Annotated in this window: 11 protein-coding genes; 10 read left to right on the top strand and 1 reads right to left on the bottom strand. The window is 70.2% G+C overall.

Translation table 11 applies throughout. The annotated features are described in order from the left end of the window. Window positions 1-3: 3 nt before the first annotated feature. The 4 genes from WMF36_RS12565 (at window position 4) to WMF36_RS12550 (ending at window position 4754) form a co-directional block, all read left to right on the top strand. The gene (locus WMF36_RS12565; protein WP_437579835.1) at window positions 4-255 is read left to right on the top strand and encodes an acyl carrier protein; all 252 of its coding nucleotides are present in this window, start codon (window positions 4-6) and stop codon (window positions 253-255) included. After that, window positions 252-1142, top strand: coding sequence for an acyl-ACP desaturase (locus WMF36_RS12560; RefSeq protein ID WP_437579834.1), 891 nt, complete (start codon window positions 252-254; stop codon window positions 1140-1142). The genes WMF36_RS12565 and WMF36_RS12560 overlap by 4 nt, the downstream gene beginning before the upstream one ends. A 60-nt stretch (window positions 1143-1202) precedes the next feature. Further along, entirely contained in the window at window positions 1203-2516 is a 1314-nt protein-coding gene (locus tag WMF36_RS12555; protein WP_437579833.1) for a beta-ketoacyl-[acyl-carrier-protein] synthase family protein, read from the top strand. Window positions 2517-2597: 81 nt separating this feature from the next. Further along, window positions 2598-4754 (top strand): thioredoxin domain-containing protein, encoded by a 2157-nt coding sequence (locus WMF36_RS12550; protein ID WP_437579832.1) that lies wholly within the window; start codon window positions 2598-2600, stop codon window positions 4752-4754. Between the two features lie 278 nt (window positions 4755-5032). On the opposite strand, the gene WMF36_RS12545 is transcribed toward WMF36_RS12550, so the two are convergent. Then, complete coding sequence (locus tag WMF36_RS12545) at window positions 5033-6790, bottom strand: OmpA family protein (RefSeq protein ID WP_437579831.1); 1758 nt, start codon at window positions 6788-6790, stop codon at window positions 5033-5035. A 256-nt stretch (window positions 6791-7046) separates the two neighbouring features. Here WMF36_RS12545 and rpmH point away from each other — a divergent pair, with 256 nt between their 5' ends. The 6 genes from rpmH (at window position 7047) to rplS (ending at window position 11312) form a co-directional block, all read left to right on the top strand. Next, a complete protein-coding gene (gene rpmH, locus WMF36_RS12540) occupies window positions 7047-7196 on the top strand; it encodes a 50S ribosomal protein L34 (RefSeq protein WP_272103402.1) in 150 nt (49 codons plus the stop codon). A 10-nt stretch (window positions 7197-7206) separates the two neighbouring features. Continuing rightward, window positions 7207-7719, top strand: a complete 513-nt coding sequence (rnpA, locus tag WMF36_RS12535) for a ribonuclease P protein component (protein ID WP_437579830.1) — start codon at window positions 7207-7209, stop codon at window positions 7717-7719. Window positions 7720-7783: 64 nt separating this feature from the next. Beyond that, entirely contained in the window at window positions 7784-8167 is a 384-nt protein-coding gene (gene yidD, locus WMF36_RS12530) for a membrane protein insertion efficiency factor YidD (RefSeq protein WP_437579829.1), read from the top strand. Between the two features lie 155 nt (window positions 8168-8322). Beyond that, window positions 8323-10104, top strand: a complete 1782-nt coding sequence (yidC, locus tag WMF36_RS12525; RefSeq protein ID WP_437579828.1) for a membrane protein insertase YidC — start codon at window positions 8323-8325, stop codon at window positions 10102-10104. Beyond that, window positions 10097-10654: a protein jag gene (locus WMF36_RS12520; protein WP_437579827.1), complete on the top strand. Its 558-nt coding sequence runs from the start codon at window positions 10097-10099 to the stop codon at window positions 10652-10654. Before yidC ends, WMF36_RS12520 begins: the two co-directional genes overlap by 8 nt. 304 nt (window positions 10655-10958) lie before the next feature. Next, window positions 10959-11312 (top strand): 50S ribosomal protein L19, encoded by a 354-nt coding sequence (gene rplS, locus WMF36_RS12515; protein ID WP_436611162.1) that lies wholly within the window; start codon window positions 10959-10961, stop codon window positions 11310-11312. The last annotated feature ends 106 nt before the right edge of the window (window positions 11313-11418 follow it).

The raw sequence follows: 11418 nt of genomic DNA, 5'->3' as shown, positions 1-11418 counted from the left end.
ACCATGACGGACAAGACCAATCTGCTCGAGATGTTCAAGACGGTTGCCGCTCGCGTGGACAAGCGCGAGTTCCCCAGCGTCACCGCGACGTCGGTGATCACGGAGCTCGGCATCGACTCGCTCTCGATGATGCAGATCGTCGGAGAGATGGAGACCGAGCTCGGGATCATGATTCCGGACGAAGATCTGGTCGAGCTCATCACCGTGGGCGACCTCTGCAAGAAGGTCGGAGAGCGGCTGGAGGCAGGCGCATGAGCCGGCTCGAGGAGAAGATCTTCCAGGAGTACATGACCTTCTTCGAGAAGGCGGAGCGCGAGCGCCGCTGGAACCTCTTCGAGGACATCCCCTGGGACCGCGTGAACAAGGACGCCAGCGAGGAGCTCGCGCTCTGCGCGGAGACCTTCTGCTCGGTCGAGATGTACCTGCCCGACTACGTGTCGAACGGCATCAACCTCGTGCGCAGCTACTTCGGCCAGGCGTGGTTCCAGGCGAACTGGGCCTACGAGGAGTCGAAGCACTCGCTCACGCTGATGCAGTACCTCCTGCGGTCGGGCAAGCGCACCGAGGAGCAGCTCACCGATCTGCAGCACCAGCTCTTCGCGAAGAAGTGGGATCTCCCGTTCCACACGCCGCGGCAGATGACCTTCTACGGCTGCGTGCAGGAGATGGCGACGTTCGTCATCTACGTGAAGCACCGGGAGCGGGCGGCGGGCGAGAACGACGAGTGCCTGCGAGCCGTCTACGACTACATCGCCCGCGACGAGATCGCCCACTGCCGCTTCTACCAGAACGTCATCAAGGTGCTGCTCGAGGAGGACCGGCAGGGGACGCTCGCCGACATGGCGCACGTGTTCGCGAACTTCGAGATGCCGGGCGTCGGGATCGTCCCCGATTACGACTCGCGCATCCTGAAGATGCGCGAGGCCGGCGTCGATCGGAACGTGTTCATCCAGAAGGTCTACATGCCGATCCTCAAGTACCTCGGGGTGGGCCGGCACGAGATGCTCTCCGCCCAGCGCGCCGCGCTCGACCTGCGCCACGGCGGAGAGCGCCGCCGCGACACGTCGCGCGACACGTCGATCGAGGGCCTCGCGGTCGCTCCCAACCTGAACGACGCCGGCCCGCAGGCGCTGTCCGCCTGAACCGTCCCCCGGCCCGCCCTGAACCCTCTCCCCCTCCCTGAAGCGAGCACGAGCAGTCCGATGCGAAGGCGGGTCGTCGTGACCGGGATCGGCGCCGTATGCCCGCTGGGCAACGACGTCGATACCACCTGGCAAAACCTCCTCGCCGGCCGGTCCGGCGTGGACTTCATCCGCGATTTCCCCGTCGACAAGCTCCGCAGCGACATCGCCGCCAGCGTGAAGGGGTTCGACGTCGGAAAGTACCTGTCGCCCAAGGAGGCGGACATCTACGGCCGGGTGACCCACCTGAGCCTCGCGGCCGCGGTGGAGGCGCTGCGCGAGGCGGGCATCGCGCCGATCCAGCGCGCCCCCGCCGCGGACCACGAGGCGGCGGAGGGCGCGCAGGCGCCGGGCGGCTCCGCGGCGCCTGTCGGCGGCGGCCTCGACCGGACCCGGATCGGGTGCCTGATGTCGACCGGGATGGGCTCCGTCGATATCTTCGAGGAGCAGATCGCCCGGAGCGCGGCGCGCGGTCCGAGGGCCGTGTCGCCTTACTTCATCCCGGGCGTCATGCCGAACGGCGCGGCGGCGCTCATCGCCATGCGCTACGGGCTCATGGGGCCGTCGTACAACCTCGCGAGCGCGTGCGCGACCGGCACGCACTCGATCGCGACCTCGGCCCTCATGATCGAGGCGGGGGAGGCCGACGTGATGGTCGCGGGGGGCGCCGAGGCCGCGACGCGGCTCAACACCGTCGCGGGGTTCGGCAACGCGAAGGCGCTCGCCAGGGCCATCGACGGCGACCCGACGCGCGCGAGCCGCCCGTTCGACCGGCGGCGCCACGGCTTCGTGATGGGCGAGGGCGCGGGCGCGCTCGTGCTCGAGGAGGAGCAGCACGCGCGGGCGCGCGGCGCGAAGCCGCTCGCCCTCTTGGCCGGCTTCGGGATGACCACGGACGCGCAGCACCTCACGCGGCCGCACTCGACCGGGCTCGGGCTCGCGCTGTCGCTGGAGCGCGCCCTCGCCAGGGCGGGCGTCGCGCCGGAGGCGATCGGGTACATCAACCCGCACGCGACCTCGACGCCGCAGGGCGACGCCGCCGAGGTGCTCGCGCTGCGGCGGGTCTTCGGCGAGCGCCTCGCGCGCATCCCGATCTCGGCGACCAAGTCGATGATCGGGCACCTGCTCGGCGGCGCCGGCGCCGTGGAGACGATCGCTGTCGTGTGCTCGCTGCGCGACCAGCTGCTGCACCCGTCGATCAACGTGGATGAGCTCGATCCGGAATGCTCCCTGGACGTCGTGCGCGAGCAGCGCTCGGTCGACCTGCGTCACGCGGTGAAGTGCTCGGCGGGCTTCGGCGGGCACAACTGCGCCCTCGTGCTGGAGCGGGCGTAGCCCAGAGCGGGCCTGGCCCAGGCGCCCAGCCCGCTACCGCCCGGCTGGCGGTCCCCTTCGCCCGACGCTAGGTGGGGCCCCATGGCATCCCCCACGAACCGGCTCGCGAGCGAGCCGTCGCCGTACCTCCTGCAGCACGCGCACAACCCGGTCGCGTGGTACCCGTGGGGGGCCGAGGCGCTCGAGCTCGCGCGGCGCGAGGACAAGCCGATCCTCCTGTCCATCGGTTACGCCGCCTGTCACTGGTGCCACGTCATGGAGCGCGAGTCGTTCGAGGACGAGGCGATCGCCCGGCGCATGAACGAGCTCTTCGTGAACATCAAGGTCGACCGGGAAGAGCGCCCCGATCTCGATCACATCTACCAGCTCGTCGTGCAGCTCATGGGCCGGAGCGGCGGCTGGCCGCTGACGGTGTTCCTCACACCCGACCAGCGGCCCTTCTTCGCGGGCACCTACTTCCCGCCGAAGGACCAGCACGGCATGCCCGGCTTCCCGAAGGTCCTCGACGCGGTCGCCGACGCCTACAGGAACCGGCGCGGCGAGGTCGAGCTCCAGGCGAAGGAGATCACCCAGGCGATCGAGCGCGTGCAGCGCGCGCCGGCGACCGCCGCCGCCGGGGCGGCGAGCGCCGTCGAGCCCGCCTCGTCGGAGCTGCTCCGGCGCGCGTCGCGGCAGCTGCTCGCGCGCTTCGACAACCGCCACGGCGGCATCGGATCGCGGCCGAAGTTCCCGAACACGATGTCGCTCGACGTGCTGCTACGCCGCGGCGTGCTGGAGGGCGATCGCGTCGCGGCGGAGAGCGTCGAGCTCACGCTGGACAGGATGCGCGACGGCGGCATCTGGGACCACCTGCGCGGCGGCTTCCACCGCTACTCCACGGACGAGCGCTGGCTCGTGCCCCACTTCGAGAAGATGCTCTACGACAACGCGCTCCTCCTGCGCCTGTACACCGACGGCTTCCGCGCGTTCAAGAAGCCGATCTACGCCGAGACGGCGCGCGAGATCGTGGGCTACCTGTTCGCCGAGATGCGCGCCCCTGAGGGCGGGTTCTACGCGTCGCAGGACGCCGACTCCGAGGGGAGCGAGGGCAAGTTCTTCGTGTGGACGCTCGACCAGCTGCGCGCGGCGCTCGGCGAGGATCAGCTCGCTTACGACGTGGCTCGCCTCGTCTTCGGCATCACGGAGGAGGGCAACTTCGAGCACACCGGCGCGACCGTGCTCTCGCAGCACCGCACGCTGGAGCAGGCCGCGGCGGTCCTCGACGCCGGCGCCGGAGGAGACGCCGCGGCGCACCTCGATCGCTGCCGCGAGGCGCTCGCGCGCGCCCGGGTCGAGATGCTCGCCGCGCGCGAGGCGAGGCCCCGGCCTGCGCGCGACGACAAGGTGCTCGCGAGCTGGAACGGGCTGCTCCTCGGGGCGCTCGCCGACGCGGGCCGCGCCTTGGATGAGCCCGCATGGGTCGACGCCGCGGCGCGCGCCTTCGCGGTGCTCGAGCAGAAGCTCATCCGCGGCGGGCGCGTCGGCCGTTACCTCAAGGACGGCGCGCCCGCGGGCGCGAAGGCGGAGGGCGGCGGCGCGGCCGCGGGCGACGTGCGGCCGGGGTTCCTGGACGACCAGGCGTACCTCGGGAACGCGGCCCTCGACCTGTACGAAGCCACCTCCGATCCGCGCTACGTCGGCGTCGCGCGCGCGATCGCCGACGCGATGATCGCGCACCACTGGGACGACGCGGCGCGCGGGTTCTTCTTCACGCCCGACGACGGCGACGCGCTGATCGCGCGCACGCAGGACATCTACGATCAGGCCGCGCCGTCGGCCGTCTCGATGGCGGCGCTCCTCTGCCTGCGCCTCGCCGAGATCGCCGACGAGCGCTACCTACCGCCGGCGGAGCGGCAGCTCGAGGCCCTCGCGCCGGCCGCCCTCGAGAACCCGTTCGGGCTCGGCCAGACCGTGTGCGTGCTCGACCGCCTCGCGCGCGGCAGCGTGACGGTGGTCGTGGTCGGTGAGGCGGGCTCGATGGCGGCTGGAGATCTCGCGCGCGAGGCGTTCGGGACCTACCTGCCGAACCGGGCGGTCGTCGTCGTGGATCCGGCGCGCCCGGAGACGGCCGCGGCGGCGCGGGTCGTCGCCGAGGGCAAGCCGGCGCGCCCCGGCGCGGCCGTGGCCTACGTCTGCCGCGGGCGAACGTGCTCGGCCCCGGTGACGACGCCGGCCGAGCTCAGGGCTCTGCTGGGGTAGCGCGGCACGCGCCGAGCTCGCACGGTCCGCGCGCCGGGGCGCTCGTGCAGGAGCATCCGGACACCGGGCCGGGCGCGTGGGTTTGCGCGCACCCGCGTCCGACGCCCTCGGCGCGGGCCTCGGTCGGCGAGCAGACCTCCACGTCCAGCTTCGCGTCGGCGTCGAAGTCCGTGACGAAGGTGCAGCTGCAGCGATAGGGCGTGCCCTCGTCCGGGCGGCACGCGGCGGCGAGGACTGCACACAGCAGAGCTCCCGCGCGCGCCGCCCGGCGCTGGCATCTAGGGCGTGACCGTACCGCCACTGTTGCCGCCGGTGTTGTTGCCGGAGGCCTTGTTGCCGCCCGTGTTGCTCTCCCGGATGTGGAACTCGACGCGCCGGTTCTTCTGGCGTCCGGCCTCGGTGTTGTTGTTGTCGATCGGCCGCCGCGGCCCGAAGCCCGCCGCCGTGAGCCGGGCAGGGTCGATGCCGCCGCGCTCGATGAGGTAGGTCCTCACCGAGTGGGCGCGATCGTTGGAGAGCCGCTCGTTGAGCTGGTCAGGCCCGCGGTTGTCCGTGTGGCCCTCGATCGCGACGAGCCCGATCTCGGGGTTCACCTTGAGCAGCCGGACGACCTCGTCGAGGATGCCGTAGCTGCTCGGCAGGATCCTCGCGCTGCCGGTCGCGAACTGCACCTGCTTCAGGATCTGGATCTCGCTCGATCCCGTGATGCGGCGGATGAACTGCGGGCAGCCGTTCTTCGCCGGCTCGGGGCTCGGCTCGCCCGGCTCCTTGGGGCAGGCGTCCTTGGCGTCCGGGATCTTGTCCTCGTCGGCGTCGTCCTCCGGGCAGCCGTCGGCGTCGTTGATCTTGTCGAAATCCTCGGCCTCATCCGGGCACTTGTCGCTGACGTCGGGGATGCCGTCGCCGTCGCGGTCGGGCAGCGCCGGGCAGCCGTCGCTGGAGTTCGGCGGCTTGTTGTCCTCGGGATCGGTCGGGCAGAGGTCGATGTCGTCCGGGTAGCCGTCCTTGTCCGTGTCCGCGGCGCGCGGCGGGGGCCCCTTGAAGCGCGCGCCGGGCGACATGGGCTCGACATCCGAGATGCCGAACGCGTAGCCGAGGACCCCGGTCATCCGGAAATCCGGCGCGTAGCCGCCGGTGAGCCGCGTTCCACCGCCGACGCCGAGCCACGCCTTCTTCCGCTGGTCGAGGGCGAGCCGCCCCTCGGCCATCCACTCGAGCGGGGTGTTGTCCCCGGTGAACGTCGTGCCCCGACCGAGGCCGGTCGAGCCGAAGATCTGCGCGCCGAGCCGCAAGGTCCCGTTCCGCAGCGGCACGAAGCCGCCGATACCCCACCGCCACTCGTGCGACACGTTGAAGTCGTTGAGCGAGGCGTACGGCCGGAACTGCACTCCGGTGTTGAGAACGAAGAACATGGATCGGAGGTCGATCTCGCCCGAGAGCCCGATCAGCGTGCTCGTGCTCTTGTCGCCGGCGAACGAGAACCTGTGGCCCGTCGGCACCCACGCGGCCGCGTTGACGCCCAGCTTGAAGAAGCGATCGTCGGAGCGGTACAGGACCGCGCGCGCGTCGAGCCGCATGTCCATGATCGCGGCGCTCGACGGGCTCGCCGCGTCCTGCGCGCCGGCGATGCTCGCGTCGTTCGTCTGGTTGCTCGTCTGCAAGCCGACGAACGGCAGCCCCACTTGGACGCTGAAGCGGTCGAGGAACTCGACGCCTCCGTTGAGGTACCCGATGAGCTGCGACGACACCGGCGCGCCGTGCTCTCTGCTGAAGCGTTGCGCGGAGCGCTCATCGTTCAGCATGTTCTCGATCCGGAAGGGATTGAGACCGAAGCCGAGCCCGAATTGCCCGAAAAAGCGCGTCTCCGGCGCCACCTGCGGCCTCCAGAGCGCGATCGAATCCTCGGGAGCGCCGGCCATGTAGAGCCGGTCCAGGTAGAACGTCCTCGTCTGTGCGCTGGCAGGGAGCGCGCTCAGGAACAGTGCTCCCGCCGCAGCAGCGCCCAGCGCGCGTCGTGTGACGCCCCGCGCAGCCACGTGCTGCTTCTCCCCCACATGTCCTCCGGTGCGCGTCAAATTCCCTCCTGTGACCCGTCTAGAACGGCCGTCGCGGTCGATCGGAGGCTACACGCTAACCCAGGTACCTAGAAAGGTGAGAGAGAACGGCGAACCGAGTCGGCGCCGCGTCGTCTGGTGTTGACCTGGGCCGAACGCCGTGCTTTCTTGCGCGCCCGCTTGACGTGCGGCCAGGTCGCCGCCGTTCGCGGTCCAGAACGCCAAGGGACCACCAGCCATGAAGCGCACCTACCAGCCCCATAACACCCGCCGCGCCCGGACTCACGGCTTCCGTGCGCGTATGGCGACCGCCGGCGGTCGCAAGGTCATCAACAACCGCCGCCGCAAGGGCCGCGCCCGGCTCTCGCCCACCATCTACAAGAAGTAACGCGGGCGTGATGGCGCCAGCGCGCCCGCGCTCGTCGGCGTCCTCCCCCTCGTCGTTCCCCCGCGGGCGCCGCATCCGCAAGCGGACCGATTTCGTTCGCATCCAGAACGGCGGTCATCGCGTCAACACCCGGCACCTGCTGATCCTCGTCGCGGCCCCCATCGACGCGCCCGCTCGCGGCGCGGAGAACGGCGCGGCGCCCGCTCCCGTACCGAGTGCGCCTCGGCTGGGCCTCGTCGCCTCGCGCAAGGTCGGCGACGCCGTGGCCCGCAACCGTGCGAAGCGCCTGCTCAGGGAGGCATTCCGGAGGTTCCCGGAGCTCTTCCCGGAGCGCGTCGATATCGTGGTGATCCTGCGCACCGGCGCCGGCTCGCTCGGCCTCGACGACGTGCTCGCGGAGCTGCGCAGCGTGGTCCCGGTGCTCCGGCGCAGGGCACGGGACGCGCTCGCCGCCGCGCCATCCCTCGCCGGCGCGCCCCCGGCTGCGGACGAGCGCGGCGCAGAAGATCCGCCCGCCCGATGACGAGGCTTACCTTGCGCCGTGGTGCGCTGAGCCCCAAGCTCCCCGCTCACTCACGGGTCACCGCATGCTGGCGAAGCTCCTCCTCGCGCTGATCCGCGCCTACCAGATGACGCTCTCCAGGGTCATCGTGGCGTTGATGGGCCCGGTCTGCCGGTTCGAGCCTTCGTGCTCGCGCTACGCCGCCGCCTGCATCCTGGGTCACGGAGCGCTTCGGGGGAGCTTGCTTTCGCTCAAGCGACTGTGTAGGTGTCACCCGTTTCATCCGGGCGGGTTCGACCCTCCGCCACCACCTCGTCTTCCCCGTGGCGCGGCGGCTCGGATGCCGACGCAACGGGACGCTGACCCGCGGGATACGGCACGCTGTTCGGCTACTGGCACGGAGCTCGCCTCGCACGCCTCGCCCCCTCGGCGAGCGGGCTTCAGCGGCCGGGTCACTCTCATGGACTAATCCCGCTCGACCATCGACAAGGCCCCGGCGGCACGGCGCCCGACAAGCCGCGGAGCGAAGCCCGTCCGAAGCGACGCTGGGCAGCCTCGTGAGGCGTCACGAGACGCCAGCAGCGAAGGGCGCGGCTCGAGATCCTGGGATCGACGAAGGACTTCATGGAACGCAGCAATATCGCCAAATGGCTGTTCCTCGGCCTCGCCATCATCCTGTTCATCCAGTTCGGCAAGCCGCTCCTCTTCGGTGAGAGCGCGGAACAGTTCCAGCCGCTCGACGTGAACGACAGCACCGCCCCCGCGGAGCGCACCCCCGCGGAGGCGTGCGTCATCGACGGAGATCGGTTCAAGGCGGAGCTCTCCACGCGGGGCGCGTCGGTCCGGCACCTCTGGATGACCGACCCGAAGTACACGACGGGGAACGGCGAGCGCAGGCCGATGGACCTGGTCACGACCTCGCTCGAGTCGCGGATGCCCCTGAGGACGGACCTGCGCCTGCCGGGCGGCAACACGCAGCAGGTGCCGTTCGACGACCTCGACTGGAAGCTCTCGGCGCAGGACGGCAAGAGCTGCACCTTCACCTACACCGACGACACGACGAAGCTCACGAAGGTCGTCGCCGCCTCCGGGCGCCCTTACGAGCTTTCGCTGCAGGTGACGGTCGAGAACGTCGGCCAGGAGCCGCGCAAGCACCGGTTCGCGGTCGAGCAGACCTCGTGGCGAACCCAGAAGGAAACCGAGGGCCACCTCGGCCTGCTCTCGGAGTGGATCACCGAGACGGTCGCCGCGACCGATCAGACGACCGAGCGCCAGCTCCCCGACGCCTTCGAGCCCAAGGACTTCGAGGACAAGGAGTTCACCGCCGAGCGCTGGCGGCGCACGCCGGGCAACGCGCGGTTTGCCGCGGTCGCGAGCAGCTACTTCAGCAAGATCGCGATCCCGCTGGAAGGGCCCGGGCAGCCCGTGGCCGAGACGCAGATCGAGGAGATCTGGGACACGTCGAAGTTCCAGCAGAAGGGCAATGACCCGACCTTCGGGCACGTCTACCGCGCGCGGCTCGCTTACCCGGAGCACGAGCTCGCGCCCGGCGGCGCGGTGACCTACAAGGTCCTCTCCTTCACCGGCCCGAAGGAGCGCGACCTGCTCGCCGCCGTGGACCACGGAGCGAGCGAGGTCATCAATCTCGGCTGGTTCTCGCCGATCGCGAAGCTCCTCGTCTCGTACCTCTATGTCCTCTACGGCGCGGTGGGCAGCTGGGGCTGGGCGATCGTCCTGCTCACCATCACCGTCCGGCTGCTGCTCTTCCCGCTGAGCATCCAGCAGATCAAGAGCGCCGCGGCGATGCGCAAGCTCAAGCCGGAGATGGATGAGATCAACGCGAGGTACAAGGACGACGCCACCCAGCGCGGCCTCGCGATGCAGGAGCTCTGGCGCAAGAACAAGGTCGCCAACCCGGTCATCGGCTGCTTCCCGATGCTGCTCCAGATGCCGGTATGGTTCGCCCTCTACACCGCGCTCCAGACCGCGGTGGAGCTCTACCACACCCCGTTCGGCCCCGTGATCCCGGACCTGTCGGCCCCGGGCAAGTACTTCATCATCCCCATCGTCCTCGGCGCCTCGAGCTTCATCCAGCAGAAGCTCATGCCCCCGCAGGGCGACCCTGCGCAGCAGAAGATGATGCTGTACCTGATGCCCGGCATCTTCACCGCCATGATGCTCTTCCTCCCGGCCGGCCTCGGCGTTTACATGCTGACCAACACCTGGCTCGGCATCGGCCAGCAGTTGCTCGTCGAGCGGTACCTGAAGGCGAGGGACGAACGGGCCGCCGGTATCGAGGTGCGAGAGATCGCGAGCGCGGAGCCCCAATCCGCGACGAAGAAGACTCCGGGCGACGACAAGTCGGCGCCTGCTCTCGGAAAGGGAAAAGCACGTGTCCGTGGATAGTGAAGCTGCCGAAAGGGGAATCGACGCGGCGGATGTCGATGTAGAGGCGCAGGGCGCTGGCGACGCGGCCGAGTTCGAGGAGGACGGACGCGCCGACATCGCGCTCGACTTCGTCATCGATGTGCTCGCGTCGATGGGCATGGACTGCACCGTCGACCTCCTCGAAAACGAGGAGGAGGATCCGCCCGAAGAGATCCGCCTCGAGGTCGAGGGGAAGGACGCTGGTCGCGTGATCGGCAAGAAAGGTCAGACGCTCGCGGCGCTGCAGTTCCTCGCCAACCGCGTGATCAACCGGCCGGGCAAGAAGCGGCGCCACGTGATCATCGACGCCGAGGGCTACCGGCAACGCCGCGAGGACACGCTCTCGTCCATGGCGCGCCGGCTCGGCAAGCAGGCGGTCGAGGAAGGCAAGATCATCACGTTCGAGCCGATGAACCCGCAGGACCGCCGCGTCGTCCACCTGGCCCTGGCGAAGTTCCCCGGCGTCGTCACGAAGAGCGACGGCGAGGGAGAGGCCCGCCGCGTGCAAATCATCCCCGTCCGCCGCTGAGGCAGAGAGCTCGCGCGCAGAGCAGCGCGAGAGCTCGCAGATGCGCCGTTGCCGGCGTTGACACCCGATCGCCCGCATGCATAATGCCGCACCTCTCCGGTACCCCCCGGGGAGGTGCGCGGGCCGAGCTCGCGCCCATGCTCCCGGAACCGCGACCGGGCCAGCATCTGCGTCATGGCGTGAAGCACCGGGCCGCTCGCGGCCCCCGCTCCGCCGGATGCAGTCCACAAACGGCGGCGGCCCTGCCCCCTTGAGCACGGGCCCGCGAAGACGGATCCCCGACCCTTTGAAGGATTGACCGACCATGCAGACCTCGAACATCCTCGCGAAGATCGAAGCGCCCCTGTTCCGCGAGGGGATCCCGGATTTCCGCGTCGGCGATACGGTGCGCGTCCACTACCGGATCGTCGAGGGCGAGAAGGAGCGCATCCAGGTGTTCCAGGGTGTGGTGCTGAAGCGCCACCGCGCCGGGGTCCGGAGCACTTTCACCGTGCGCAAGGTGAGCTTCACGGTCGGTGTCGAGCGCATCTTCCTCCTCCACAGCCCCCGCATCGACAAGGTCGAGATCGTCTCGCGCGGCGTGGTCCGCCGCTCGCGGCTGTTCTACCTGCGCGGCCTCGCCGGCAAGGCCGCCCGCGTCCGCGACGCGAAGGATTGATCCGCGCCGGCCGGCGTCCCGGCCACGCGGACAGACGCAGCGCGCTCCCGCAGAGCAGATGGCCAGGTGGCAGCCGGCCCCTGGCTTCGAGCGCGCGCGCCGACGC

It is taken from the genome of Sorangium sp. So ce887, from assembly GCF_051521455.1.
Lineage (GTDB): Bacteria > Myxococcota_A > Polyangia > Polyangiales > Polyangiaceae > Sorangium.
This window is presented reverse-complemented; position numbering and strand designations above follow the sequence as displayed.